Origin of the sequence: Stenotrophomonas sp. CFBP8980 (assembly GCF_034046095.1) — a bacterium.
Lineage (GTDB): Bacteria > Pseudomonadota > Gammaproteobacteria > Xanthomonadales > Xanthomonadaceae > Stenotrophomonas > Stenotrophomonas lacuserhaii.
The window spans coordinates 333,073-357,064 of sequence record NZ_JAXCXF010000001.1 but is presented as its reverse complement, the minus strand read 5'-3'; the positions used below and the strand labels follow the sequence as shown (position 1 = coordinate 357,064).

27 protein-coding genes and 1 other RNA gene are annotated in these 23,992 nt (G+C 65.2%); 12 read left to right on the top strand and 16 right to left on the bottom strand.

The genetic code is table 11. From position 1 onward, the window contains the following. Window positions 1–129 precede the first annotated feature (129 nt). From SOM47_RS01665 to SOM47_RS01620, 10 genes are all read right to left on the bottom strand, one after another. Window positions 130–981, bottom strand: a complete 852-nt coding sequence (locus tag SOM47_RS01665; protein ID WP_320504598.1) for an endonuclease/exonuclease/phosphatase family protein — start codon at window positions 979–981, stop codon at window positions 130–132. A gap of 91 nt (window positions 982–1,072) precedes the next feature. Further along, on the bottom strand, window positions 1,073–1,507 hold the full coding sequence (locus SOM47_RS01660; protein WP_192083800.1) for a hypothetical protein: 435 nt from the start codon (window positions 1,505–1,507) through the stop codon (window positions 1,073–1,075). A 13-nt stretch (window positions 1,508–1,520) separates the two neighbouring features. Continuing rightward, complete coding sequence (gene fdxA / locus SOM47_RS01655) at window positions 1,521–1,859, bottom strand: ferredoxin FdxA (protein WP_192083799.1); 339 nt, start codon at window positions 1,857–1,859, stop codon at window positions 1,521–1,523. Between the two features lie 34 nt (window positions 1,860–1,893). Next, a complete protein-coding gene (gene fabG, locus SOM47_RS01650) occupies window positions 1,894–2,649 on the bottom strand; it encodes a 3-oxoacyl-ACP reductase FabG (RefSeq protein WP_320504597.1) in 756 nt (251 codons plus the stop codon). A gap of 59 nt (window positions 2,650–2,708) precedes the next feature. Then, window positions 2,709–4,244: a phytoene desaturase family protein gene (locus SOM47_RS01645; protein WP_320504596.1), complete on the bottom strand. Its 1,536-nt coding sequence runs from the start codon at window positions 4,242–4,244 to the stop codon at window positions 2,709–2,711. Continuing rightward, window positions 4,244–5,134 carry a diiron oxygenase gene (locus SOM47_RS01640; RefSeq protein ID WP_320504595.1) on the bottom strand — a complete coding sequence of 297 codons (891 nt, stop codon included), beginning with the start codon at window positions 5,132–5,134 and terminating at the stop codon, window positions 4,244–4,246. Before SOM47_RS01640 ends, SOM47_RS01645 begins: the two co-directional genes overlap by 1 nt. A gap of 46 nt (window positions 5,135–5,180) precedes the next feature. After that, on the bottom strand, window positions 5,181–5,447 hold the full coding sequence (locus tag SOM47_RS01635) for an acyl carrier protein (RefSeq protein ID WP_192083795.1): 267 nt from the start codon (window positions 5,445–5,447) through the stop codon (window positions 5,181–5,183). Next, window positions 5,434–6,264, bottom strand: a complete 831-nt coding sequence (locus SOM47_RS01630; RefSeq protein ID WP_320504594.1) for a MaoC family dehydratase — start codon at window positions 6,262–6,264, stop codon at window positions 5,434–5,436. Before SOM47_RS01630 ends, SOM47_RS01635 begins: the two co-directional genes overlap by 14 nt. 2 nt (window positions 6,265–6,266) lie before the next feature. Then, window positions 6,267–7,535: a beta-ketoacyl-[acyl-carrier-protein] synthase family protein gene (locus SOM47_RS01625; RefSeq protein WP_320504593.1), complete on the bottom strand. Its 1,269-nt coding sequence runs from the start codon at window positions 7,533–7,535 to the stop codon at window positions 6,267–6,269. A 61-nt stretch (window positions 7,536–7,596) separates the two neighbouring features. After that, complete coding sequence (locus SOM47_RS01620; RefSeq protein ID WP_192083792.1) at window positions 7,597–8,448, bottom strand: FAD-binding oxidoreductase; 852 nt, start codon at window positions 8,446–8,448, stop codon at window positions 7,597–7,599. Window positions 8,449–8,813: 365 nt separating this feature from the next. On the opposite strand from SOM47_RS01620, the gene SOM47_RS01615 reads away from it, so the two are divergent. Beyond that, complete coding sequence (locus SOM47_RS01615) at window positions 8,814–8,987, top strand: DUF1328 domain-containing protein (RefSeq protein WP_042612362.1); 174 nt, start codon at window positions 8,814–8,816, stop codon at window positions 8,985–8,987. Between the two features lie 69 nt (window positions 8,988–9,056). Here the strand turns inward: SOM47_RS01615 and SOM47_RS01610 are convergent, their stop codons facing one another. Both SOM47_RS01610 and SOM47_RS01605 read right to left on the bottom strand, forming a co-directional pair. Further along, window positions 9,057–9,440 carry a VOC family protein gene (locus SOM47_RS01610; protein WP_192083791.1) on the bottom strand — a complete coding sequence of 128 codons (384 nt, stop codon included), beginning with the start codon at window positions 9,438–9,440 and terminating at the stop codon, window positions 9,057–9,059. A 214-nt stretch (window positions 9,441–9,654) separates the two neighbouring features. Continuing rightward, window positions 9,655–10,107 (bottom strand): response regulator, encoded by a 453-nt coding sequence (locus tag SOM47_RS01605; RefSeq protein WP_042612360.1) that lies wholly within the window; start codon window positions 10,105–10,107, stop codon window positions 9,655–9,657. A 316-nt stretch (window positions 10,108–10,423) separates the two neighbouring features. On the opposite strand from SOM47_RS01605, the gene SOM47_RS01600 reads away from it, so the two are divergent. Continuing rightward, a complete protein-coding gene (locus SOM47_RS01600; protein ID WP_265182983.1) occupies window positions 10,424–10,546 on the top strand; it encodes a hypothetical protein in 123 nt (40 codons plus the stop codon). Between the two features lie 251 nt (window positions 10,547–10,797). On the opposite strand, the gene ssrA is transcribed toward SOM47_RS01600, so the two are convergent. Continuing rightward, window positions 10,798–11,190, bottom strand: a transfer-messenger RNA (tmRNA) gene (ssrA, locus tag SOM47_RS01595). 267 nt (window positions 11,191–11,457) lie between these two features. On the opposite strand from ssrA, the gene SOM47_RS01590 reads away from it, so the two are divergent. After that, a complete protein-coding gene (locus tag SOM47_RS01590; RefSeq protein ID WP_320505043.1) occupies window positions 11,458–11,979 on the top strand; it encodes a hypothetical protein in 522 nt (173 codons plus the stop codon). Between the two features lie 223 nt (window positions 11,980–12,202). On the opposite strand, the gene smpB is transcribed toward SOM47_RS01590, so the two are convergent. Further along, window positions 12,203–12,706, bottom strand: coding sequence for an SsrA-binding protein SmpB (smpB, locus tag SOM47_RS01585; RefSeq protein WP_042612310.1), 504 nt, complete (start codon window positions 12,704–12,706; stop codon window positions 12,203–12,205). Window positions 12,707–12,763: 57 nt separating this feature from the next. Between smpB and SOM47_RS01580 the strand changes: the two genes are divergently transcribed. Continuing rightward, on the top strand, window positions 12,764–13,192 hold the full coding sequence (locus SOM47_RS01580; RefSeq protein WP_192083789.1) for a type II toxin-antitoxin system RatA family toxin: 429 nt from the start codon (window positions 12,764–12,766) through the stop codon (window positions 13,190–13,192). Window positions 13,193–13,196: 4 nt separating this feature from the next. Further along, window positions 13,197–13,460 (top strand): RnfH family protein, encoded by a 264-nt coding sequence (locus SOM47_RS01575; RefSeq protein WP_042612308.1) that lies wholly within the window; start codon window positions 13,197–13,199, stop codon window positions 13,458–13,460. A 126-nt stretch (window positions 13,461–13,586) separates the two neighbouring features. Here SOM47_RS01575 and SOM47_RS01570 read toward each other — a convergent pair whose 3' ends face one another. Further along, on the bottom strand, window positions 13,587–13,979 hold the full coding sequence (locus SOM47_RS01570) for an outer membrane protein assembly factor BamE (protein ID WP_192083788.1): 393 nt from the start codon (window positions 13,977–13,979) through the stop codon (window positions 13,587–13,589). A 103-nt stretch (window positions 13,980–14,082) separates the two neighbouring features. Between SOM47_RS01570 and fur the strand changes: the two genes are divergently transcribed. After that, a complete protein-coding gene (gene fur, locus SOM47_RS01565) occupies window positions 14,083–14,499 on the top strand; it encodes a ferric iron uptake transcriptional regulator (protein ID WP_042612306.1) in 417 nt (138 codons plus the stop codon). Window positions 14,500–14,668: 169 nt separating this feature from the next. Here the strand turns inward: fur and recN are convergent, their stop codons facing one another. Next, window positions 14,669–16,330 (bottom strand): DNA repair protein RecN, encoded by a 1,662-nt coding sequence (gene recN / locus SOM47_RS01560; RefSeq protein WP_320504592.1) that lies wholly within the window; start codon window positions 16,328–16,330, stop codon window positions 14,669–14,671. Between the two features lie 115 nt (window positions 16,331–16,445). On the opposite strand from recN, the gene hrcA reads away from it, so the two are divergent. The 6 genes from hrcA (at window position 16,446) to SOM47_RS01530 (ending at window position 23,610) form a co-directional block, all read left to right on the top strand. After that, window positions 16,446–17,510, top strand: a complete 1,065-nt coding sequence (gene hrcA, locus SOM47_RS01555) for a heat-inducible transcriptional repressor HrcA (RefSeq protein ID WP_320504591.1) — start codon at window positions 16,446–16,448, stop codon at window positions 17,508–17,510. Between the two features lie 63 nt (window positions 17,511–17,573). Next, entirely contained in the window at window positions 17,574–18,083 is a 510-nt protein-coding gene (gene grpE / locus SOM47_RS01550; RefSeq protein WP_320504590.1) for a nucleotide exchange factor GrpE, read from the top strand. 167 nt (window positions 18,084–18,250) lie between these two features. Next, the gene (gene dnaK, locus SOM47_RS01545; RefSeq protein WP_042612302.1) at window positions 18,251–20,173 is read left to right on the top strand and encodes a molecular chaperone DnaK; all 1,923 of its coding nucleotides are present in this window, start codon (window positions 18,251–18,253) and stop codon (window positions 20,171–20,173) included. A 155-nt stretch (window positions 20,174–20,328) separates the two neighbouring features. Next, entirely contained in the window at window positions 20,329–21,459 is a 1,131-nt protein-coding gene (gene dnaJ, locus SOM47_RS01540) for a molecular chaperone DnaJ (protein ID WP_042612301.1), read from the top strand. Window positions 21,460–21,589: 130 nt separating this feature from the next. Continuing rightward, window positions 21,590–22,498: a pyridoxal kinase gene (pdxY, locus tag SOM47_RS01535; RefSeq protein WP_042612300.1), complete on the top strand. Its 909-nt coding sequence runs from the start codon at window positions 21,590–21,592 to the stop codon at window positions 22,496–22,498. Then, window positions 22,495–23,610 carry a prephenate dehydrogenase gene (locus SOM47_RS01530; RefSeq protein WP_320504589.1) on the top strand — a complete coding sequence of 372 codons (1,116 nt, stop codon included), beginning with the start codon at window positions 22,495–22,497 and terminating at the stop codon, window positions 23,608–23,610. Before pdxY ends, SOM47_RS01530 begins: the two co-directional genes overlap by 4 nt. Window positions 23,611–23,992: the final 382 nt, after the last annotated feature.

Sequence of the window (23,992 nt, the reverse complement as noted above, 5' to 3'; positions counted from 1 at the left end):
CCTGCCGTTGGTGGGTGACGACCGTTGGTCGTCACGCTCCCGCGCTTGCCGCTGCGCTCGCCGAGCATGGCTCGGCGCTACCCAGCGCAGGCGACACCCCGGTAGTGACGGCCGCTGGCCGTCACGCTGTTACCGCGCATCCCATTCCAGCTCCACCAGCAACGGGAAATGATCGGACGGCAGGATGCCGTCCACCCGCCCGTCAAGGGTGGCGAAGCTGCGCGCCTTGAAGCCGCGCACCAGTACCCAGTCCAGTTCCGTGGTCGCCTTTCCGGTGAAATCATGGAAGGTCTTCTTCGGTCCACGCGGCGCAGCCACCTGCGTGCGTGCATCCTGCAACGCGGTGGTGAACGCTGCGTAGGTCGGCCCACCCGGTTCGCTGTTGAAGTCGCCGGTCACCACCACCGGGATATCCGGCGACAGCGTCTTCAGGTGCGCCACGATCGCCTGTGCACCGCGGACGCGCTGCGGCTCGTCTTCTTCGCGGTAGGGCAGGTGGGTGTTGAACAGGTAGAAGCGCCGGCCGTCCGTCACACGACGGAACAAGCCCCAGGTCACCAAGCGCGGGAACAGGTTGCCCCAGCTGATGCTGCCTGGCACATCCGGCGTATCGGACAGCCAGAAGTTGCCGGAGTGCTCCAGCGCCAGCGCCTTGCTGTCGTAGAACACGCCCATGTGCTCATCGCCATCACCGCCACGCCGCCCTTCACCGAACCACTGATAGTCCGGCAACTGCGCGGCGAGGTAATCGGCCTGTTCCTTGACCAGTTCCTGCGTACCCATCACGTCCGGGTGCGCAGTGCGGATGGTGGCCACCAGCGCCTCACGACGATCCGGCCAGCGCTTCTGCGGCGCGGTATCGGCGGGCGTGCGTACGTTGAAAGACATCACCTTCAGCGGTGCGGGCGCGGTGGCCGCCGCAGCAGGCAGCGCAAGCGCAAGCAGAAGCAAAGCGGCAGGGCGCCGCAGACGATGCAACATGAGAATCCCTCCATTCCAAGGAAACACGGTCGTGGCAAGGGTCGCACGGAAGGGAGGGGAGGGGATGTGCCGTTCCGGCTGGTTGGCCGGATCAACTGGGCAGCGCGTCCCATCGCTGTACCAGCCCGACCAGGTAGACCAGCCCGTACAGCAGGCAGATGGCCGAGCTGACCCAGACGAACCGCGCGCTGCGCCCGTTGCCAACCAGTACGAACGGGCCCAGCAGCGCGCGCAGCAGGAAGACGCTGGAAATGCCAACCAGCACCGGCCGCAACAGGGGCAGGGGACCGATCAGCCCCGCCCCGGACAGCGCATAGGCCGCCCACGCCAGCAGCACGACGCAGATCACGCTGGTCAGCGCCGCCGGAACGCGGCTGCCGTTGCGGGCTGCCGCCACGATACGGTCGCCCGCACCGCACCACTGGTAGCCACGCGGGCCCTGCAGGATCACCACCAGGTGCAGCAGCGCGGCCAGTGCGGTCAGTGCTGCGGCGGTGATCAGCAGGGGCGTACCGGAAGAGGGCATCACCGGGCCTGCTTCATGCACGGGCCTCGGCGTCTTCAAGCAGCGCCAGGCGGTCACTGCGACCGCTCCATAGAGCATGGTCCGGCAGCGGTTGCATGCGCTCCAGCAACACCGGCCAGCGCTGCGCCAGCCGGGCGTTCAGGTGCAGGAAGTGCTGGTTGCCTGCATCCAGCGCGTTGTCGGCGAGGATGGCATCTTCCGGACATTCCGGGACGCAAAGGCCACAGTCCACGCACTCCTGCGGATTGATGGCGATGAAATTGGGACCCACGTGGAAGGCGTCGGTCGGGCAGATGTCCACACAAAGGGTGTGCCGGCACTGGATGCAGTTCTCGGTCACGACATAGGTCATGGAAAACCTCCTGCAGTTGAGGGAGTGATGAAGCTCAAGCGGTCAGGCCACCGTCGATCACGAAGGTCTGGCCGGTCAGGTAGCCGGCACTGGACGACAGCAGGAAGTTGGCCAATGCAGCGACCTCGCTGACCTCACCCAGGCGTTTGAGCGGGATGTCGGCGGTGATCGATCTACGGATGGCAGGATCGATCTGCTCGACCATTTCCGTTGCGATGAAGCCCGGCGCGATCGCGTTGACGGTGATCCTGAAGCGCGCCAGTTCCACTGCAAGGGTCCGCGTGATGCCGATCATCGCGGCCTTGGTGGCGGCGTAGCCGACCTGGCCCTTGTTGCCTCTCAGGCCGGTCACCGAGGACATCTGGATGATGCGGCCCCGGCGCGCCGGAACCATCGCCGAGGACATGAACCGGCTGAAATAGATCGCCGAATCCAGATTGGTGGCCACCACATCGCGGTAGCGCTCCACATCCAGGTTGAACATCAACTGGTCGCCGGTGATGCCCATGTTGTTGATCAGGCCATACGGCTCGCCGAAGCGTGCGATGAGCTGTTCGCAGGCCTGCTCCACTGCAGCAGCGTCGCGGCCATCGCACTGGATGCCGTGCGCTTGCCCGCCCGCAGCGGCGACGTCCTGTTCAAGCAGTCCGGCCGCTTCGGCGGAGGACTGGTAGGTGAAGGCCACGGTATAGCCTTCGGTGGCAAGTGCCTTCACCAGGCCCTTGCCGATGCCGCGGCTGCCCCCGGTCACCAGCACCCAGCGGGTGTTGGATGAAGTGGTTGTGTGCATGTCGGTCTCCCGTTCGACTCGTTGTGAGGTGCGTTGCGCGTTGCTCGATGCTGCGGCGGTCATGCGCGGGCGGCCACCCTGGTCCACTGCCTGGCTGTCATTTCGGCATAGCCGAATGCCGCTTCGTAGCTGGGTCCGGCAACCCACGCGCTGAGGAAATGGACGCCGCGTACGGGGAACCCGTTGTGGAATGTGTGGCCCTTCAGGCTGGTGCCGACCATGGCGCCGTAGCCCGAGCCCTCGGTGTTGTTGGTGAACCGGGCATAGGTATGCGGGGTCGCCACCTCGGTGTGCAGCATGTGCCCGCACAGCGCGGGTGCATGGCGTACCAGCCGCTCCACCAGCGTCGCCGCAGCGCGGGCCTTCTTCTCGCGATAGGCGGGCGTGCGCCGTTGCGGCCAGTGCGCGGCCGAGTCAAGCACGTTCAGGCACAGCACGTTGCCGCCCCGCGCATCCAGCGCCCGGTAATTGGTGACCTCCATGGGCGAGCACTGCCAGTACGCATGTTCGCTGGCGGCCTCGCCGGCACCGGCCTGCATCGCGGTCCTGCGCGCGCTGAACGCCGCAGACGGGTCGTCGGCGAACAGCATCGATTCGGTGTGGGGCAGTCCCAGCGTGGACGGGTCCACGTCGGTGACCAGGTAGACCGTGGTGGTCGAACGCGCAGGCTTGAGTGCGGCCAGCCTGCTGACCGTGTCCTCCAGCGCGACGTCCTCGCCGAACAGGTTGCCCGCAGCGTAGTGGGGGGATGCGTTGATGTAGACCTGGTCGGCGTGAAACACGCCACGGCGGGTGCGCACCCCGGTCACATGCCCGCCCCCCTCGGTGAGCACCTGCTCGACCGCCGTGCCGAGCAGCACCTGACCACCGGCGTCGATCACCTGCTGCGCCAGCAGGTTGGACAGGTGCTGCGAGGAGCCGGTGACGTACGCGTTGCCCCGACACAAGGTGGCATATACCACGTGCAGGTAGTACAGATAGCCGAGATCCTCTGGATAACCGCCCACGTAGATGCCCGGGGCGGCCAGCAGTTCGACCAGGAAAGGATCGTCGACCAGCTCGGCCAGGCCTTCGTACACGGTTCTGGACTTCAGGTGGCGGTGGGCATGTCGCAGCTGTGCCATGTCCGGTTCGAAGCTGCCGTCCTGCATCTGGAACTGGTAATAGCCATTGCGGCCATGTGTCAGCACGTGCTCGAAGAAGGCGGCGATGCCCGCCTCCTGGTGGGGGAAGCGTGCCGTCAGCAAGGCTTGTACGCCGGCCGCATCATTGGGCAGTACCAGCGTCTGCTCGGCACGGCGGGCGCAGAAGTAGTCAGCGGGCCGAACCAGCCCAAGCGCCGCTTCCAGGCCCAGGCTTCGCAGGATCCGCAGCAGGTTGCCTTCCTCGTCCATGCCGCTGAGCTTGTGCAGGCTGCAGTCGAACGTGGCCTCCAGGCGAGGGCGTGAGAACGTGGACGCATAGCCGCCGACGGCGATGTGCTTGTCGATCAGCAGCAGGCGCGCGGAGGGATCCCGCTTCACCAGCAAGGCCGCACAGGCCAGGCTGGTGATGCCGGCGCCCACGAAGATGGCGTCCCAGCGTTGCTGTGTCATCAGCGCAGGCCCAGTTTGTCCATCCACGCATACAGCGCGGAGAAACGTTCGGCGTTCAAGCGGACGTTGTGCTCCGACCGCCACACCGCTTCGATCGCCTCGGGATTGTCCGGCTGGACCGGGAAGTCGAACGAGGTGTGCAGCGCGATCTCCGGATTGTAGGTGTACATGTCGACCAGCCGCGGGAAGATCTGCCGGGCCATCGCGCGCACCTGTTCGACCTCCTCCGCGCTGGTGGTCTCGAAGTAGGATTCGGCGATCCAGCGACCAAAGGCGATATGCCGTGCTTCGTCATGGTGGTGCGCGCGGAACAGTGTGCGGGTCATCGGCTCCACGTCCATACCCTGGGTCGTATGCATCGCGCCCATCTCCGCTACCCATTCCAGCAACAGGGTGAACAGCACCCCCACCGGTGGTGCCATGGCCGGCAGCGTATCGGTGAGCAGCGTGTACAGTCCCTGCGGCGGCTGGAACAAGGGCAGGCCGGCCTTGGCCATGAATCGCTTGAAGGTCAGCGTATGGACGATTTCCTCCTTGGAGAACACCATCAGGTATTCCTGCAGCTCCGGCGCGATGCGTGCGTGGTCGCGGGTGATGTAGCCCATGTACAACGGTGGCAGGGTCTGTTCCAGCCAGATGAACATGGAGATGTCGCGCGCTGTTTCCAGCCATGCCAGTTCGAGCCGGTTGGCCTTGGTCAATGCCTCGGCGAAGGGAGTGCCGGTGATCCACAGGTGGTCCAGGTTCTTCGGCGCGATGCCTTTGTCGATCGGCTCATTCCACGGCAGTACCGTGGCGTGGTCCATCGTATCCAGGTGCGAGGCTTCGCTCAGGCGTAGCACTTTCTCCATACGGGACGGGGCGATGGTGAGCGTGGTTTCTGTCTGCATGGTGGTTCCTTTGCGGCGCGTTGGTGAGGCGGCAAGCAACGCCCGGTCAAGCCGTCCCCTGCGCTGCCTGGGTGAGTTCCAGGATGTAGTCGCAGAGCGCCTGGAGCGTGTTGATGTTGCGGCTGGCAAATGCCTTGGGATCCATCGCCACGCCCAGCTTCTTCCTCACCACGACCTGCATTTCCACAAAATCCAGGCTGTCCAGGTCCAGGGCTTCGATGGTGCTCTCCAGGGTGATGTTCTCGATCTCCTCATCCTTCAGTTCCAGGATCAGCTCACGGATGATGTTGAATACGGATTCAGTGGTGTTCATGGGTATCGTTCTCCTGTGGGTAGGCCAGTTTCCGGATCATCAGACCCAGCGTGATGGTCATGACGTGGCGCTGCTGCAGGTGCACGCCGAGATCCAGCGTGCCCACTGCTTCATCGTCACGTTCGACCAGGTCGATGTTGTCGATCTGGTAATCAACGACGGGGGGAAGCGCACCGGCGCAGCAGAGTCCGCCAGCGAATACGGTCTGGTGCGTGGTCTGCACCAGCAGGTGCGAGCTCAGGTACTGGATGTGGTCGAGCGGCTCGTCCAGCCGCAAGGCCGGTCCAAGCCGATCGAATACGGCGCAGAGGCGGTACCGGACGAAGTCACCGAATACCAGCGCATCCAGCGCGACCCATTGATCCAGTTGCTTGCCGAGGCCGTCTTCGAAATGGCGCAGCCAGGCTTCGGTTTCGCCCACCGGAAGGGTGATGCGACGCGCGTCGGAGTCCCAGACAGGCGCTTCGATGCGGCGTGCCCCGCCGATGAAATGTTCCGCAGCGCCCGTGCACGGACGCAGTTTGAATCCGGTCCGGTCCACGCGATGGACCAGTGCCAGGCTGACGTCGCGGTCGCGCAGGACAGGCGCCTTCAACAGCGTTTTGAAGTGGATCCAAGGGGCGGTGTCCTGCCCCGGCTCCGCTGCCGCCGCGCGGCCCAGCGCTTGCTTGATCGGCAGCATCGCCAGCATGCCGTGGACCACCACGTCGGCGGCATTCATGCGCAGGGCGGCTTCACGGTTGAAGTGGATGGGGTTGCGGTCGCCTGAGAGCCGCGCCCAGGCCTCGATGTCCTGGCTGTCGAAACGAAGGTCCATGCTTACTCCGCCCGGGCGATCATCACGCCCGCGTTGGCGCCGCCGAAGCCGAAACTCAGGTTCAAGGCGTTGTGGATGTCACGGTCGTGCAGGTGTTGGTTGGCCACGTAATCCAGATCGCACTCCGGGTCGGGGCGGTCCAGATGGATCGTTGCGGGGATGGTGCGATGCTCGATGGCCTTCAGGCACAGGACCGCCTCCAGCGCGCCGGCTGCACCGATCAGGTGGCCGGTATAGGACTTGGTGCTGGACATCGGGATCGCATGCGCGGCCTGGCCCAGTGCTTCCTTCAGCGCGTTGGTTTCGTTGACATCATTGAGCGGCGTGGAGGTGCCATGCAGGTTCACGTAGCCGATGTCTTCGGGCGCCACGCCAGCCTGCACGCACACCCGGCGGATCACCTGCACGCGTGCCTGCATGTCCTCGGCCGGTGCGGTCATGTCGTAGGCGTCGGAGAAATTCGCGTAGCCGGTGATCTCGCCGAGGATGCGGGCGCCACGCTGCCGTGCCAGTTCGTAGTCCTCCAGGCACAGCACGGCTGCGCCTTCGGAAAGCACGAAGCCGCTGCGGTCCTGGCTGAAGGGACAGCAGGCGCGCCGGATGTCGTCCTGCTCCTTGCTCAGGGCCTGGATCACATCGACCGACCAGACGTTGAACTGTTCTTTCAATGACTCGCTGCCGCCGGCCAGCATGACCTTGGCACGCCCGCTGCGGATGGCCTCGTAGGCTTCGCCGACGGCGATGGTGCCCGTCGCGCAGGCGGCTACCGGACTGTTCTGCACGCCGCGGAAGTTCCAGTGCATGGTGACGCCGGCGGTTGCCGCGTTGCACATCGACATGACCGTGGCGAACGACGTTGCCACGCCGGTCTGGCGGTAGTCATTGTTGTTGGCATTGGCGGTATCCAGACCTCCCCAGCCGGTGCCGAGCATCACGCCACGCTCGAACGGCGTGCAGATCTCGTCGAGCCCGGTGTCACCGAATGCCATGCCGATGGCCTCCTCGGCCGCGACAAGGCAGTACTTGGCGAACAGCGGCAGCATCTTTGAGGTCTTCTTCGGAAACGGCCGCATCTGCTCGCGTCCGAAGTCATCGATGAAGCCGAAATAGCGCGCGGTGATGGCTGGATCGTCGTGGGTATACCGCTTGTAGCCCACGCGGTAGGCCATGATCGCTTGCCATATCGCGTCGGCGGTGGCGCCCATCGAACTGATGGCGCCGTATCCGGTGATGGCGACGCGGCGCGGGGGAGGGGTAACGGGCATATCCATGGTGCTGGTCTCCTGCAGCAAGGGGCATGGGATGTCGCCGCGTGATGGCGGCAATCGGGTATCAGGCATCTGCAAAGGCGCGTTCCACGACGTAGTCGCCGGGGTGACCGCGTCCCGGGGAAACGGCGAAGCCACGGGCATCGAGCAGGGCGCGTGTTTCTGCCAGCATGGCCGGCCCGCCGCAGATCATTACCCGGTCGCTTCCGGGCGATAGCGCAGGCAGGCCAAGGTCGTCGCAGAGCCGGTTGTCGGCGATCAGGTCGGTGATGCGGCCCTGGTGCAGGAATGGCTCGCGGGTGACGGTCGGGTAATACACAAGTTTCGAACGGACCGCCTCGCCGAGATAATCATGGCGAGGCAACTCCTGCTGGAGATATTCGCGATAGGCGAGGTCGGCCGCCGTTCGCACGCCGTGCACGAGCACCACTTTTTCGAAGGCGGCGTAAGTTTCCGGATCGCCTGCCAGGCCGAGGAATGGAGCCAGTCCGGTGCCCGTGCAGAGCAGGTAAAGCACCCGGCCTGGCCGCAGGTCGGAAAGAATCAACGTGCCGGTCGGTTTGTTACCCACCAGCACCCCATCGCCGGGCCGCAGATGCTGGAGTTCAGTGGTGAGCGGGCCCCCGGGCACCTTGATGCTGAAGAACTCCAGATAGTCTTCATGGCTGGGACTGGCCAGGCTGTAGGCGCGCATCAGTGGGCGCCCTTCGCGTAGCAGTCCCACCATCACGAACTGGCCACTTTCAAACCGGAACGATGGTGAGCGGGTGGTGGTGAAACTGAAAAGGCTGTCGTTCCAATGACGAACGGCGAGGACGCTTTCTACCCTGTTTGATCTTCCTGCAGCCGGTGTCGCTGTAGTTTCCGGCGCCGGAAGGGCGGGGGTCGCATGCTGCACAACGTCGGGGGCATTCATTCAAACTGTGACCGCGTGAATGTAGGAAGTGCGACCTTAGTTGTGGAGTCGCGCGTCGGGTGTGCGGTCGGTCACAGTGTTAATCGTCAAGGTATATACATAATGTTCAAGACGTCATCGCTGTGTTTTTGATTTCATAAAGTGTCGCAACGCGCGCGCCATTTAGTTCGGAAAGTCCTGATGACCGAGCCCGGTTTGTACCGAATCCGACATCGTGCGGGGCAGGCAGTAGCGGTTTCCGTGCAACGTCGTCGGCAATGGCTGTCGAGCCTCTTCACCCGACGCAATCGACAGGATCACCAGTGCACGACATCTCTCCCGCTACGCTTGGGCCAACACGTAACTCCCTGTCGGAAAGGACTGTCATGATCAAGTGGGCCATCATCTTCGCCATCATCGGCCTCATCGCCGGTGCCCTCGGCTTCGGCGGCATCGCCGGCGCGTCGGTCGGCATCGCCAAGTTCCTGTTCTGGGCGGGCATCATCATTGCCGTGGTGCTGTTCCTGCTCGGCATGACGATTGCCAAGAAAGTGACCTGACCGGTTCTTTCGCGCACGTGCAATCAAAAAGCCGCATCGGTGACGATGCGGCTTTTTTGCTGTGTGGGATCAGCCGATGCCGGGTCTGTTGATCAACGCTTCCACGCGGTGCCCGTCGGGATCGATGAGGAAAGCCGCGTAGTAGTGGGGGCCGTAATCGGGGCGGGCGCCGGGCGCCCCATTGTCCTGGCCGCCGGCGGCGACACCGTCACGATGGAAGGCATCAACCGCCTCCTGCGATGTCGCGGCAAACGCGATGTGGAAGCCGTCGCGCGGCGGGGCGGCATCGTCGGTGAGGTTGAGCAGCAACAGGTCCTGATCGTCGACCAGGCCATAGCCGATGGATTGCTCGCCCTCAAAGACGCGGCGATAACCCAGTGCACCGAGGGCGGCGTCGTAGAAGCAGCCGGCGCGGGCGAGGTCGCCTACGCCCAGAGAAAGATGGTGGAACATCGGACATCGCAGTGGGGATCGGACACCGAGCATAGCGGTGGCTCGGCTGCGCCGCTGCGATGGGTGCAGCGCTGGCTGCTTCTCTTTCTGCAGATCCGTCCGCGTCATGGGGAAACCGCGCGGGCGGGGTAGGGCGCGCAAGGCATGCCTGCACGCGCTGGCGGGGGCGAAAGCCTGTCGCCACCTGCGGACCCGACTGCGCGGGTGGCCCGTCTCAGGCGGCCGGCACGAACGGGGGCGGCGGCTGGTTGGTCATTCCCCAGAACATGCCGAGCTCCTGCACGGCAGACAGGAACTCATCGAAGTCGAGGGGCTTCACCACGAAGGCATTCACGCCCACCTCGTAGCTTTTCACCAGATCGCGGTCCTGGCGGGAGGCGGTCAGCATCACCACCGGGGTATGTCGCAGGGTTTCGTCGCGGCGGATCTCGGCGAGCACTTCCAGGCCGGTCAGCTTGGGCAGTTTCAGGTCCAGCAGCACGACGACCGGGCCACCGTGGTGCTGCCCGCTGTAGCGGCCGGTGCTGCGCAGGTAATCCAGTGCTTCTTCGCCATCGCGTACATGGATGACCGGATTGAGCAACTGGCAGCGTGCCAGTGCAGCGATGGTCAGCTCTGCGTCCTGCAGGCTGTCTTCTACGAGCAGTATCGGTCGCAGGTCTCTCATGCAGCGTCCTTCAGGATCGGTTTGCCAGCGTCACTGGTCTGGCGTGGGGGCGCATAGATTTGCATGAGGCTGCCCCGCTGTCAGCACTTTGATGAATGGTTAATATTAATGCTTCAGGATCCGCGTTCAGACTGTTCTGTGACCTAGCTCCCACCCTGAACTTCCCGGTAAGGCAAATGCGCCAGAATCACGCGGGTTTAACCGCCGCGTCGACAAATTGACGGTGCGCGAAGGGTCGGCAGGGGGACTCTACACGTAGGTGAAAACCTGCGTAGGCGTGAAAGCCCCCCACACACAGGACTCACTCATGGAGCTCATGATTGCGCTGCTCGGCATCGCCGCAGCCTTTGCCGCGACGCTGGTCGCGCTGCAGGCGGCCACACTGGTATGGAAAAAGCTCCGCGTGCGGCGTGATGCCATCAGGAGATCGATGGCCTGATGCGTGCGGTCCGTTATGCATATGAAAAAGCCCGACGTTGGCGTGCGTCTCCGCTGGTGTCGGCCTGGGCGGCAGTCCGTTACGCCCTGACCGGCGACACGGGGTATTTCCGCTCCCATGCGGGCTGGAGGCTGTCGCGCATCCATCGAGGTTCGCTGGAAGAGGAGGAGTGAGGCGGTAAACGAAAAAGCCCGGAAACCCTTGAATTACGGGGGTTTCCGGGCTCTCGCGGACCTTCTCGGTCCCATCAATGGTGGAGGTGGGCGGAATTGAACCGCCGTCCGAAGGCACTCCATCCCCAGCTCTACATGCTTAGCTCACCGTTGAGTCTCGTCCCGGAACAGCACGGTGTGCGAAGCACATCCCGGAACAAGCCTGTTGTGTTCTAGTGCCGGACTGACAGGCAGCCGCCCAGCTCGATCCCATGATAATGACTCTACGCTGCGAGCATGGACACAAGCAGTTTCGAGGCTCCGCCTAAGTCGGCAGAAGGTCTAACTCAACAGCTTTTAGGCTGCGAGTGCGACCGGAGCGTAGTTGTCGTCGTTGGCAACTAGAGTTTTGCAGCTGGATTTACGAGGAAAGCTACCCCCTCGGCATGCGCCAAGCGACTTCACAACCCCCGTCGAAACCAATGCACCCCCGGTTTCTAACAAGTGCTTGCAAGTACTGGCCCAGTTCCGATGACGCTGGAGCAGGGCTGCCCAACGAGGGTGATGCTACGCCAATCCGGCTGAACAGTCACGCAAATGCGCGACTTCCGGTAGCGGGTGTGCATCTCGAACTGTTAACTTCTTGCCGACCTATTTGCGACGCCCGCCGGGTGACCATTGGGACTGGCTCTGCAGGCGAGGTAACAGGTGGACGTAAGCAACAAGCGCAGCCTCCGGCAATTGGTCGGCCCGGTGGGAATGGGCTACCTGCGCAGGGCCGTGCCGCCGCCGTGGGTGTGGACGGCGCTGGTTGCCCTGGTGGCGGCCGGGTGCCTGATCGAACTGCCGGTGACGGCGGCTGCGGCCTTGGTGGCCAGTGCGGTGGTGGTGCACTGGCCACGCCGCAAGCGACCCTCGCTGGGCTATTGGCGCCTGCTGGGCCTGCTGTTGCTGGCGGTGCTGGCGTGGGCGCCGGAGCCGGACGTTCTGTCCCAATGGTTCGAGCATGGCTTGGCGATCGCGCTGCTGGCGTTGGCCATGGTGAGCGCACTGATCCACGTGCTGCAGGCGCGTCGGTTGTCGCGCCGTCTACAGCAGGCGGCCGATGCGATGGATGACTCGCGGCTGTTGGCGTTGCTGCCGGGCGAAGCGGCGACGCTGGCGAATCGCTGGCGCGCGGGTGATGACAGCCATGCCGACGAGCTGGCCGTGGTGATGCACCTGGCCGTGATGCACGCGGCGTTGTCGCCGCGGATGAAGGGCGGGGCGGTGGACGTCTGAGCGGGCGGGGAGGGCGTGACGACCAACGGTCGTCACCCACCAGAGCGAAGCATTGACGGCCAAGGGCCGTCACTACCGGACTATCTGGGTGGTAGCGCCGAGCCATGCTCGGCGAGCGTAGCGGCCCGGGCGACAGCAACCGCGTGACGACCAACGGTCGTCACGCACCGGAGCGAAGAATCGACGACCAACGGTCGTCACCCACCCCAATAGCACGGGGCGGTCAGGCGTCGCGGTTGCCGCGGCGCATGACCCGCGACTTTTCAATCGCCCATTCGCGGTCCTTGGCGGCGTCACGCTTGTCGTGGTCCTGCTTGCCCTTTGCCAGCGCCACTTCCAGCTTGATCTTGTTCTTGCTCCAGTACATCGCGGTGGGGACGATGGTGTAGCCATCGCGCTCCACCTTGCCGACCAGCTTGTCGATCTCGCTCCGATGCAGCAGCAGTTTGCGCTCGCGGCGGTCTTCGGCCACCACGTGGGTGGACGCCTGGATCAACGGGGTGATCTGCGCGCCGATCAGGAAGATCTCACCCTGCTTCACATAGGCATATGCGTCAACGATGTTGCCGCGGCCTGCACGGATCGATTTCACTTCCCAGCCCTGCAGGGCGAGGCCCGCCTCGAAGCGCTCCTCGATGTGGTATTCGTGCCGGGCACGCTTGTTCAACGCGATGGTTTTGTTGGCCGTCGCGTTCTTTGCTTTATCCTTGCTGCTGTTCTTGCTCATTCCCCTATTGTCTCCGATTCGGGCCCGCCCGGTCGATCACCTGCAGCCGAACCTGAAATGCCTACCATCCGTCGAAGCGCCCTGGTTGAACACTCCGCGGCGCGCATGTTTGATCTGGTCAACGATATCGCCGCCTATCCGCGTCGCTTCCGTTGGTGTTCGGCCGCGCAGATCCTGGAAGAGGGCGAACAGCGCCTGGTCGCCCGGCTGGACCTTGGACTGGGCTCGTTCTCGACCTGGTTCATGACCGAAAACACCCTGGTACGCCCTGCATCCATCGACATGAAGCTGCGTGATGGTCCGTTCAAGCGCCTGCACGGGCGTTGGGAGTTCCATTCGCTGGCCGAAGACGCCTGCAAGGTCAGCCTGGAACTGGAATTCGAACCGAAGTCACGGCTGCTGGCGCCGGCGCTGGCGCTGGGCTTCCAAGGGCTGGCCGACCGCATGGTCAACGATTTCGTGCGTGTGGCTGACGAGCAGGAGTGAGCTGGTGATCCGGGTGCAGGTAGTGCTGGCCTGGCCGGAGCGGGTGCTTGATCGCACGCTGGAGCTGGCCGAAGGCGCCACGGTGGCCGAAGCCGTCGTGGCTGCGGCGCTGGAAGGCGGCGACGCATGCCCTGCGGTGGCGGTTCACGGAGTCATGGCGCGTACCGACCAGGTGCTGCAGGACGGCGACCGAGTAGAGCTGTTGCGCCCGCTGCTGGCCGACCCGAAGGACAACCGTCGGCGGCGGGCGAAGGCGCAGCCCAGGTAGGTGGGGCGGTGAGGCTGTGACCACCAACGGTCGTCACCCACCAGGCTGGGAATCACCCACCAGGTTGTGCATCATCCGCCAGGTTCAGGTTGGCGCGGTTGACGGCCAGCGGCCGTCACTACCGGGTCAGCCGCCGCCCTTCTTCTTTTCTTTCGGCAGGTTGCGGCCGAACTGCCGCACCGTCTGCGTGGCCAGCTTGGAATCCTGGGCCGGGAAGTAATCGCCTTCCCAGCGGGTGACCACATCGTTTTCGAAGTACACGGTGAAGTTCTTCGTTTCGGTACGGCCCACGCGGTCGATGCGCTGGCTGGCCATGTAGTCCCAGCGCTGGGCATGGAACGGGTCGGCCACCGAGGGGGTGCCCAGCAGGGCGTTGACCTGCTGCTTGCTCTGCCCGACCTGCAGCTTGGACACGGCATCTTCCCGGACCAGGTTGCCCTGATAGATGGGTTGCTTATAGATGATGCCGCAGCCCGTGGTGGACAGGGCAACGGCGGCGACCAGCAGGAGATTGCGCATCGGGAATCGCGTTTGGGGAAATCGATCCGATGATACACTCCCGGCGTGCCACCGCGACCCAATCCGAGGCAGCTGGCGCTAAATCGCCAATGAACGGAGACATATGGAAACCCACGACCTGCGCAAAGTCGGCCTGAAGGTGACCCATCCGCGGATGCGGATCCTGGCGTTGCTCGAACAGCGCAATGCCCAGAACCACCAGCACCACATGACCGCCGAAGACATCTACCGCCAGTTGCTGGAGCACGGTGATGAGATCGGCCTGGCCACGGTTTACCGTGTCCTGACCCAGTTCGAGGCCGCCGGCCTGGTGCTGAAGCATAATTTCGAAGGCGGCCAGGCCGTCTATGAACTGGACCGCGGCGGCCATCACGACCATATGGTGGACGTGGATTCGGGCAACGTGATCGAGTTCGAAAGTGCTGAAATCGAGGAGCTGCAGCGCAAGATCGCAGCCGATCACGGGTATGAGCTGGAGGAGCACTCGCTGGTTCTCTACGTGCGCAAGAAGCGCCGCTGAGTCCTGGCATGAGCGTTGACGAAAAACCCCGGGCGTGCCCGGGGTTTTTCGTTCAGGCATTCCGCCGAGCATGGTTCGGCGCTACCAGAGTGAGCGGTAGCGCCGACCCATGGTCGGCGAGCGCAGCGGACCGTGGCGCCAGCGGGCCGTCAGGCGGCCCGCCCGCAGGTCAGCCCGCCAGCAGCTTCCTGGCCGCCGCGCGTGCTTCCTTGCTGACTTCCACCCCGCCCAGCATGCGCGCCAGTTCTTCTTCGCGGGCCTTGGTGTCCAGCTTTTCCACCGCGCTCTGGGTCATGCCCTCCACCGGCGCCTTGCTGACGCGGTAATGCGCGTGGCCCTTCGACGCGACCTGCGGCAGGTGGGTAACGCACAGCACCTGACGCTTTTCGCCGAGCGCGCGCAGCTTCTGCCCGACGATGTCGGCCACCGCGCCGCCGATGCCCGAATCGACTTCGTCAAACACCATGGTCGGCACCGCATCCAGGTCCAGCGCGGCCACTTCGATGGCCAGCGAGATACGTGACAGCTCGCCACCGGAAGCCACCTTGCGCAGGGGGCGCGGCGGCTGGCCGGCATTGGCGGCCACCAGGAACTCCACCCGTTCGGCGCCCTGCGGATCCGGCTTGGCCAGGTCCTGCGGTTCCAGCTGGATCAGGAACTGGCCGCCGCCCATGCCCAGTTCGGCGATCAGCCCGGTGGTGGTGGTGGACAGTTCGGCCGCTGCGCGCTGGCGCCCGGCGCTGAGCACCGCCGCCTGTTCACGCCAGGCGGCCGCAGCCTTTTCGATTTCCCCGGCCAGCTTCTGCAGGCGCACGTCAGCCCCCCGCAGCTGCTCGACTTCGGCCTGCATGCGGTCGCGCTGGGCGGCCAGCTCTTCCATCGGCACGCGGTGCTTGCGGGCCAGGTCATGCAGGCGGCCCAGCCGGCGCTCGTTGTCTTCGAACTGCTCCGGGTCGGCGTCCAGGTCGTCGTGCACACGGTCCAGCAGGCTCAGCGCTTCCTGCAACTGGATGCTGGCGCTGTCGATCAGCGCATCCACCTCGCCCAGCCGGGCATCGTGTTCAATCATCCGCCCCAGATCGCCGCGCACCTGCGCCAGCAGCCCCAGCGCGGAGGCGTCGTCGTCTCCGTTGATGCGGGTGGTGGCGGTATCGCAGGTGGTCAGCAGGGCGCTGGCGTGGGCCTGGCGGCGATGGCTGGCGCCCAGCGCGATGATCGATTCGGGTTCCAGCTCTTCGCGTTCCAGTTCGCGCAGTTGGTGTTCCAGGAAGCCGATGCGGTCGCTGACATCGCCCTGCCGTGACAGCGCCGCGGCTTCGTCGACCAGCGTCTGCCAGCCGGCTGCAGCCACCCGCACGGCGCGGCGCTGCTCGGCGTTGCTGGCATAGGCATCGAGCAGGGCCAGCTGCGAAGGCCGGGTCAGCAGCGCCTGCTGTTCGTGCTGGCCGTGGATTTCCACCAGCAGGCCGGCCAGTTCAGTGAGCTGCGAAATGGTCACCGGGCGGCCGTTGATCCAGGCCCGCGAGCCGCCGTCGGCGCGGATGACCCGGCGCAGCTGGCATTGTTCGTCGTCGTCCAGTTCGTTGTCGGCCAGCCAGCGGCGGGCGCCGGCGAGCTGTTCCAGCGCGAACTCGGCCGACAACTCGGCGCGCGGGGCGCCGTGGCGCACCACGCCGCTGTCGGCGCGCAGGCCGGACAGGAAGCCCAGCGCGTCCACCATCAGCGATTTGCCCGCGCCGGTTTCGCCCGATACCACGGTCATGCCGGGGCCGAACTCCAGTTCAGTGGCGCGGACAACAGCGAAATCCTTGATTGATAAGTGTCTGAGCATGGTCCAGTAGGTCTCTCAAGCCGCGCAACGCTAGCACGCACGATGGCATGTACCAATGACTTGCCAAGCGTCCTTCCCGGCATTATCTAGGAGGGGAGTCTCACAGGCTGATCCAATGCCGCCGTCTTTCGACCAACTTGCCCCACGTTCGCGGCACCTGCTGCGTACCCTGATCGCCCGCCACATCCAGGATGGCGAGCCGGTAGGGTCGGCAACGCTTGCGCGCACGGCGGGGCTGGATGTCAGCGCGGCGACCATCCGCAACATCCTGGGCGACCTGGAAGACCTGGGGCTGCTCAGTTCGCCGCATACTTCGGCCGGGCGCATTCCCACCGCGCACGGCTACCGGGTGTTCGTGGACAGCCTGGTGCAGATGCATCCGCCGGGCGAGCAGGACCTGAGCCGCCTGCGCAGCGAGCTGGCCAGTGGCGCCGGCACCCAGGCGCTGCTCGGCAGTGCCTCCGAGCTGCTGTCGGCGATGAGCCATTTCGTCGGCGTGGTCAGTGCGCCCACGCGGGAGCAGTTCGCCTTCCGCCAGATCGATTTCGTGGCGCTGGACGCCTATCGCGTGCTGGCAATCGTGGTGTTCGCCGACAGCGAGGTGCAGAACCGGGTGATCGAGGCCCGCAGGCCTTGGGAGCCGGGCGAGCTGGAGCAGGTCGCCAACTACCTGAATACCCACTTCGCCGGGCTTCCGGTGGCGCAGATACGCCGCCGCCTTCTGCACGAGCTGCGCGATACCCGCAGCGAGATGGAACAGCTGCTGGCGCACAGCATCGAGCTGGCCGAGCAGGCGCTGCAGCCGCCGGCCAACGACATGCTGGTAGCCGGCCAGACCCGCCTGATGGGCGTGCAGGACCTGTCCGACCTGGAACGGCTGCGCGAGTTGTTCGAGCTGTTTTCGAGCAAGCGCGAGATCCTGCAATTGCTGGAGCGCACCATCCAGGCGCCGGGCGTGCGCATCTTCATTGGCGAAGAAACCGGGGTGGTGCCGCTGGAAGGCGTCTCGCTGGTCACTGCGCCGTATATCGCCGATGGCCAGGTGCTGGGCGTGCTGGGGGTGATCGGGCCGAAGCGGATGGCCTACGACCGGATGATCCCGCTGGTGCAGGCCACCGCCGAGGTGCTCGGGGCGGCCTTTTCGCCGGGAACGGGCAACGCGATGACCCGCGGCGCTTGAAACGCAGTTTCCCGCCCACACTAGGTGGGATGGAGGCGGGGAGTCACCGCCAGGGAAACGCACATGAACCAAAATCATCACGATATCGAATCCAACCCGGCCGCCGACGAGGCCGCTGCGGCCCACCACGACCAGCTGGAGCAGCTGCGCGGTGAGCTGGAGCAGGTCAAGGCCGATGCGCTGCGTGAGCGCGCCGACCTGGACAACCAGCGCAAGCGCATGACCCGGGACGTGGAACAGGCCCGCCGTTTCGCCAACGAGAAGCTGCTCGGCGAGCTGTTGCCGGTGTTCGACAGCCTGGACGCCGGCCTGAAGGCCGCAGGCGAGGACGCCAGCCCGCTGCGCGACGGCCTTGAAATGACCTACAGGCAGCTGCTGAAGGTGGCCGCAGACAACGGACTGGCACTGCTCGACCCGACCGGACAGCCCTTCAACCCGGAGCACCACCAGGCGATCAGCCAGGTCGATGCCAACGGCGCCGCCCCGGGCAGCGTGGTGCAGGTGTTCCAGAAGGGGTACCTGCTCAACGACCGCCTGCTGCGCCCGGCGCTGGTGGTGGTCGCGCGCGACTGACCGCGAATCGGGAATGCCGGTGCGCCGGGCATGGCCCGGCGTGGCCTGGATCCTGAATCATGGAATACAGCGTCCCGGGATGGCTTGAATGTTCCACGAGCCTCCCCCACATCCCATTCATACACCGGCTGCGGCCGGATTAACCGAATAATCTTCAGGAGTCCCCCATGGGCAAGATCATTGGTATCGACCTCGGCACCACCAACTCGTGCGTGGCGATCATGGACGGCGGCAAGGCCCGCGTCATCGAAAACTCGGAAGGCGATCGCACCACCCCGTCGATCGTGGCCTACACCAAGGACGGCGAAGTCCTGGTGGGTGCCTCGGCCAAGCGCCAGGCGGTCACCAATCCGAAGAACACTTTCTACGCGGTGAAGCGCCTGATCGGCCGCAAGTTCACCGACGCCGAAGTGCAGAAGGACATCGCCCACGTGCCGTACGGCATCCTGGCCCACGACAATGGCGATGCCTGGGTGTCCACCAGCGATGCGCGCAAGATGGCGCCGCAGGAAATCTCCGCCAAGGTGCTGGAGAAGATGAAGAAGACCGCCGAGGATTATCTCGGTGAGAAGGTCACCGAAGCGGTCATCACCGTGCCGGCGTACTTCAACGACAGCCAGCGCCAGGCCACCAAGGACGCAGGTCGCATCGCCGGCCTGGACGTCAAGCGCATCATCAACGAGCCGACTGCGGCCGCGCTGGCCTATGGCCTGGACAAGGGTGACAACAAGGACCGCAAGATCGTGGTCTACGATCTGGGCGGCGGCACCTTCGACGTGTCGGTGATCGAGATCGCCAACGTCGACGGTGAAAAGCAGTTCGAAGTGCTGGCCACCAACGGTGACACCTTCCTCGGCGGCGAAGATTTCGACAACCGCGTCATCGAGTACCTGGTTGAAGAGTTCAACAAGGACCAGGGCATCGACCTGCGCAAGGATCCGCTGGCCCTGCAGCGTCTGAAGGACGCCGCCGAGCGCGCCAAGATCGAGCTCTCCAGCGCCCAGCAGACCGAAGTCAACCTGCCGTACGTGACCGCCGATGCGTCCGGCCCGAAGCACCTGAACATCAAGCTGACCCGCGCCAAGCTGGAGTCGCTGGTGGACGAGCTGATCCGCAAGTCGATCGAGCCGTGCCGCGTTGCGTTGAATGACGCCGGCCTGCGCTCGAGCGACATCAGCGAGGTCATCCTGGTCGGTGGCCAGACCCGCATGCCGAAGGTGCAGCAGGCGGTGACCGAGTTCTTCGGCAAGGAGCCGCGCAAGGACGTCAACCCGGACGAAGCCGTGGCACTGGGTGCGGCCATCCAGGGCGGCGTGCTTGGCGGCGACGTCAAGGACGTGCTGCTGCTGGACGTGACCCCGCTGTCGCTGGGTATCGAAACCATGGGCGGTGTGTTCACCAAGATCATCGAGAAGAACACCACCATCCCGACCAAGGCCTCGCAGGTGTTCTCCACCGCCGAGGACAATCAGTCGGCGGTGACGGTGCACGTGCTGCAGGGTGAGCGTGAGCAGGCCCGCTTCAACAAGTCGCTGGCCAAGTTCGACCTGTCCGGCATCGAGCCGGCACCGCGCGGCCTGCCGCAGGTGGAAGTGTCCTTCGACATCGACGCCAACGGCATCCTGCACGTGTCGGCCAAGGACAAGAAGACCAACAAGGAACAGAAGGTCGAGATCAAGGCCGGTTCGGGCCTGTCCGAGGACGAGATCGCACGCATGGTGGCGGACGCCGAAGCCAACCGCGAAGAAGACAAGAAGTTCCAGGAACTGGTGCAGGCCCGCAACCAGGCCGATGCCCTGATCCACGGCACCCGTTCGGCGATCACCGAGCACGGCAGCAAGGTCGGCGGTGATGTGATCGGCAAGGTCGAAGCGGCACTGGCCGACCTGGAAACGGCGATGAAGGGTGACGACAAGGCGCAGATCGAATCGCGCTCGAAGGCACTGGAAGAAGCCGGCCAGGCGCTGTTCGCCGCCGCTTCGGCCGGTGACCAGGGCGGCGCCCCGGGGGCCGACGCCGGCGCCGGTGCCAAGCACGACGACGTCGTCGATGCCGAGTTCACCGAAGTAAAGGACGACAAGAAGTCCTGATCCAGACCGACGCGGGACGTTGCCTCGCGCAGCGTCCCGTCGTCGCATCAGGGTCCTGGCCGCCGCGAGGCGAGTCGGGGCGCCCGACGCAGGAGCGGACCTTGTCCGCTTTTCTGCTTTGACGAATCCCGACGTACCGGAAAGCGATCCACTCCATGAGCAAGCGCGATTATTACGAAGTCCTGGGCGTTGCCCGCACTGCCACTGACGAAGAGCTGAAGAAGGCCTACCGCCGCTGTGCGATGAAGCACCATCCCGATCGCAACCCGGGTGATGCGGCCGCCGAAGCGGCGTTCAAGGAGTGCAAGGAAGCCTACGAAATCCTGTCCGACGGCAACAAGCGACGGATGTACGACGCCCACGGGCATGCCGCGTTCGAACACGGCATGGGCGGTGGCGGCGGCGGTCCGGGTGGTCCGGACATGAATGATATTTTCGGCGACATCTTCGGCAACATTTTCGGAGGTGGCGCCGGTGGCCAGCGCCAGGCCCGTCGCGGGGCCGACATCGGTTACGTGATGGAACTGGACCTGGAAGAAGCCGTGCGCGGCATCGAGCGCCGCATCGAGATCCCGACCCTGGCCGAGTGCGGCGATTGCGATGGCAGCGGTTCGGAAGACGGCAAGGTGGAAACCTGCAGCGTCTGCCACGGCCGTGGCCAGGTGCGCATCCAGCGCGGCATCTTCGCCATGCAGCAGGCGTGCCACCACTGCAACGGGCGCGGGCAGACCATCGCCCAGCCGTGCAAGACCTGCCACGGCAATGGCCGCGTGGAAGAAGACAAGGTGCTGTCGGTCAAGGTGCCTGCCGGCGTGGATACCGGCGACCGCATCCGCCTGGCCGGTGAAGGCGAAGCCGGTCCGGCCGGTACCCAGCCGGGCGATCTGTACGTGGAAGTGCGGGTGCGCGAGCACGCCATCTTCCAGCGCGACGGCGACGACCTGCATTGCGAAGTGCCGATCCGTATTTCGCAGGCCTCGTTGGGCGACAGCATCCGCGTGGCCACGCTGGGCGGCGAAGCGGAGATCCGCATTCCGGCTGAAACCCAGACCGGCAAGCTGTTCCGCCTGCGCGGCAAGGGCGTGCGTTCGGTGCGCAGCCGCACCGAGGGTGACCTGTACTGCCGCGTGGTGGTGGAAACCCCGGTCAACCTGACGCCGGACCAGCGCAAGCTGATGGAACAGTTCGAAGCCACCTTTGTCGGCGAAGACGCCCGTAAGCACTCGCCGAAGTCGGCGACGTTCATCGATGGCGTCAAGGGCTTCTGGGACCGGATGACCTCCTGACGCCCGGTAGTGACGGCCGCTGGCCGTCCCGCCCGACGCCACCGCTCTGGTAGCGACGGCCGCTGGCCGTCCTGCCCTTGCGCTTCCGGTGGGTGACGACCGTTGGTCGTCACGGGCGTAAAATGGGCTGATGAGCGAATCCCTCGAAAACCACCTGGTCCACGGCCGTCGCCAGCGCCCGGACGGCCCGTCGCCGGTCGATGTCATTTCGGTCCAGTCCCAGCTTGTCTACGGCCACGCCGGCAACAGCGCCGCAGCACCTCCGCTGCGGGCACTGGGCCTGCGTGTGGCCGAAGTGCCGACCACGCTGCTTAGCAACGCGCCCTTTTACGAAACCACCCGCGGGCGCGTCTTGCCGGCGGACTGGTTTGCCGACCTGCTGCGCGGTGCCAGCGAACGCGGCCTGCCGCAGCGGGCGCGGATGCTGGTATCCGGCTATTTCGGCAGCGTCGACAACGGCGCGGCGTTCGCGGATTGGCTGGATCAGACCCTGCCGGCGTGCCCGCAACTGCGTTACTGCCTGGATCCGGTGATCGGCGATACCCACACCGGCCCCTACGTCGAACCGGGTCTGGAGAAAGTCTTCGCCGAGCGCCTGCTGCCGCATGCGTGGCTGGTCACGCCCAATGCCTTCGAGCTGGGCCGCCTGACCGGCATGCCCGCGCTGGCGCAGGACGACGCCATTGCCGCCGCCCGCGTGCTGCTGGGCCGTGGGCCGACGTGGGTGTTGGCGCACAGTGTTTCCGGCGACGGTGGCGAACTGGTGACGCTGGCGGTGAGCGCGTCCGGCGTCTGGCGCTGGACCTCGCCGCTGCTGCCGGTGGACGTGGCTGGCACCGGCGATGTGCTGATGGCCTTGATCGTGGCGTTCCTGCTGCGCGGCGAGGACATGCAGCAGGCGATAGGCCGCGCCGTGTCGGGCACCCATGCGGCACTGGAAGCCACGCTGGCCAACGGCCACGAAGAGTTCGACGTGCATGCCGCTGCACCGGCTGCGTTGGCGCAGCCGCATCGATTTGCCGTGGAGCAGCTGGAATGAGCGCATCGCCGCAGGTGATCGGTATCGTCGGCAGCGCCGGCGCGTATGGCCGCTGGCTGACCCGCTTCTTCGAACAGCGCCTGCAGCTGCAGGTGATCGGCCATGATCCTGCCGATGCCACCTCGCACACACCAGAGCAGTTGCTGGAACGGGCCGACGTGCTGTTGTTCTCAGCGCCGATCCGGCATACGCCCGCGCTGATGGCCGAGTACGTGCAGGCATCGGCAGGCCGCGAGGCGGGTCGATTGTGGCTGGACGTCACCTCGGTGAAAGAGGCCCCGGTGCAGGCGATGCTGGCCTCGCAGGCGGACGTCGTGGGCCTGCATCCGATGACCGCGCCGCCCAAGTCTCCGACGCTGAAGGGCAGGGTGATGGTGGTCTGCGAAGCCCGCGTGCAGCGCTGGCAGCCGTGGCTCAACGAGCTGTACGCGGCCCTGCAGGCCGAGTGCGTGCGTGCCACGCCTGCCCACCACGACAAGGTGATGGCGCTGGTGCAGGCGATGGTGCATGCGGGGCACCTGGCGCAGGCCGGCGTGTTGCGCGGCTATGCGGCCGAACTCGGCGAACTTTCCGCGCTGCTGCCGTATCGATCGGCGTCCTTCGAGCTGGATACGGCGATCATCTCGCGGATCCTGTCGTTGAACCCGGCGATCTACGAGGATATCCAGTTCGGCAATCCGCACGTGGCGCCGATGCTGGAGCGCTTGATCGGCCAGCTGCAGCAGTTGCAGCTGCAGGTGCAGCAGGGCGACGACGCGGCACGCGCGGGGTTCCGCCAGCAGATGTTGCAGGCCAATCGTGATGCGTTCGGCGAACAGGTGCTTGCCGATGGCAACTACACCTTCGAGCGTATGGGTTACCTGCTGGCCGACCTGACCGAACGCCAAGCATTGTCGGTACACCTGCCGGAAGATCGTCCCGGTTCCCTGCGCGCGCTGTTGCATGTGTTCGAGCAGCACCAGGTGAGCCTGGCCTCGATCCATTCCTCGCGCACGCCGGGTGGCGACGTGCATTTCCGCATCGGTTTCGTGCCCGGCAGCAGCGACATGGCGATCGCCGCGGCGGCGGCAGAAGTGGACGACAGCGGGATTGGTCGGGTACTGACACGCTGACGGTTTCATCCACAGGCGGTGTGGATGGTTATCGCACAAACATGTGGATAACAGGCCGCAGCCCTTGCGGCCAAACGCTGTCAAGATGGGTGGCGAAAATTACGCCACAGGTTGTCGAGGTCTGCCGGGCCTGCGGCCCGGCGACACGTCCACGGTGCCCGTGTCGGCATTGGTAGCGCCGACCCATGGTCGGCGGAATGTTCCCGCCAACGGCCCGCTGCGCTCGCCGACCATGGGTCGGCGCTACCGCTTTTCTTTTTTTCATTACGCGGCGTGCAGCCACCGGAACCTGTCAGGGCGACGGGCGGGTGGCTCATGCAGGACCGTCTGTTGCCATGGATGGCAACAGCGAGCCCCCATGGAAGGGTTTACGGCGTGTCCT

Excerpts from the sequence above, each read along its gene's own strand:
- SOM47_RS01665 (WP_320504598.1), bottom strand. The coding sequence starts at position 981 with ATGTTGCATCGTCTGCGGCGCCCTGCCGCTTTGCTTCTGCTTGCGCTT.
- SOM47_RS01660 (WP_192083800.1), bottom strand. The coding sequence starts at position 1,507 with ATGCCCTCTTCCGGTACGCCCCTGCTGATCACCGCCGCAGCACTGACC.
- fdxA (WP_192083799.1), bottom strand. The coding sequence starts at position 1,859 with ATGACCTATGTCGTGACCGAGAACTGCATCCAGTGCCGGCACACCCTT.
- fabG (WP_320504597.1), bottom strand. The coding sequence starts at position 2,649 with ATGCACACAACCACTTCATCCAACACCCGCTGGGTGCTGGTGACCGGG.
- SOM47_RS01645 (WP_320504596.1), bottom strand. The coding sequence starts at position 4,244 with ATGACACAGCAACGCTGGGACGCCATCTTCGTGGGCGCCGGCATCACC.
- SOM47_RS01640 (WP_320504595.1), bottom strand. The coding sequence starts at position 5,134 with ATGCAGACAGAAACCACGCTCACCATCGCCCCGTCCCGTATGGAGAAA.
- SOM47_RS01635 (WP_192083795.1), bottom strand. The coding sequence starts at position 5,447 with ATGAACACCACTGAATCCGTATTCAACATCATCCGTGAGCTGATCCTG.
- SOM47_RS01630 (WP_320504594.1), bottom strand. The coding sequence starts at position 6,264 with ATGGACCTTCGTTTCGACAGCCAGGACATCGAGGCCTGGGCGCGGCTC.
- SOM47_RS01625 (WP_320504593.1), bottom strand. The coding sequence starts at position 7,535 with ATGGATATGCCCGTTACCCCTCCCCCGCGCCGCGTCGCCATCACCGGA.
- SOM47_RS01620 (WP_192083792.1), bottom strand. The coding sequence starts at position 8,448 with ATGAATGCCCCCGACGTTGTGCAGCATGCGACCCCCGCCCTTCCGGCG.
- SOM47_RS01615 (WP_042612362.1), top strand. The coding sequence starts at position 8,814 with ATGATCAAGTGGGCCATCATCTTCGCCATCATCGGCCTCATCGCCGGT.
- SOM47_RS01610 (WP_192083791.1), bottom strand. The coding sequence starts at position 9,440 with ATGTTCCACCATCTTTCTCTGGGCGTAGGCGACCTCGCCCGCGCCGGC.
- SOM47_RS01605 (WP_042612360.1), bottom strand. The coding sequence starts at position 10,107 with ATGAGAGACCTGCGACCGATACTGCTCGTAGAAGACAGCCTGCAGGAC.
- SOM47_RS01600 (WP_265182983.1), top strand. The coding sequence starts at position 10,424 with ATGATTGCGCTGCTCGGCATCGCCGCAGCCTTTGCCGCGACGCTGGTC.
- SOM47_RS01590 (WP_320505043.1), top strand. The coding sequence starts at position 11,458 with ATGGGCTACCTGCGCAGGGCCGTGCCGCCGCCGTGGGTGTGGACGGCG.
- smpB (WP_042612310.1), bottom strand. The coding sequence starts at position 12,706 with ATGAGCAAGAACAGCAGCAAGGATAAAGCAAAGAACGCGACGGCCAAC.
- SOM47_RS01580 (WP_192083789.1), top strand. The coding sequence starts at position 12,764 with ATGCCTACCATCCGTCGAAGCGCCCTGGTTGAACACTCCGCGGCGCGC.
- SOM47_RS01570 (WP_192083788.1), bottom strand. The coding sequence starts at position 13,979 with ATGCGCAATCTCCTGCTGGTCGCCGCCGTTGCCCTGTCCACCACGGGC.
- fur (WP_042612306.1), top strand. The coding sequence starts at position 14,083 with ATGGAAACCCACGACCTGCGCAAAGTCGGCCTGAAGGTGACCCATCCG.
- recN (WP_320504592.1), bottom strand. The coding sequence starts at position 16,330 with ATGCTCAGACACTTATCAATCAAGGATTTCGCTGTTGTCCGCGCCACT.
- hrcA (WP_320504591.1), top strand. The coding sequence starts at position 16,446 with ATGCCGCCGTCTTTCGACCAACTTGCCCCACGTTCGCGGCACCTGCTG.
- grpE (WP_320504590.1), top strand. The coding sequence starts at position 17,574 with ATGAACCAAAATCATCACGATATCGAATCCAACCCGGCCGCCGACGAG.
- dnaK (WP_042612302.1), top strand. The coding sequence starts at position 18,251 with ATGGGCAAGATCATTGGTATCGACCTCGGCACCACCAACTCGTGCGTG.
- dnaJ (WP_042612301.1), top strand. The coding sequence starts at position 20,329 with ATGAGCAAGCGCGATTATTACGAAGTCCTGGGCGTTGCCCGCACTGCC.
- pdxY (WP_042612300.1), top strand. The coding sequence starts at position 21,590 with ATGAGCGAATCCCTCGAAAACCACCTGGTCCACGGCCGTCGCCAGCGC.
- SOM47_RS01530 (WP_320504589.1), top strand. The coding sequence starts at position 22,495 with ATGAGCGCATCGCCGCAGGTGATCGGTATCGTCGGCAGCGCCGGCGCG.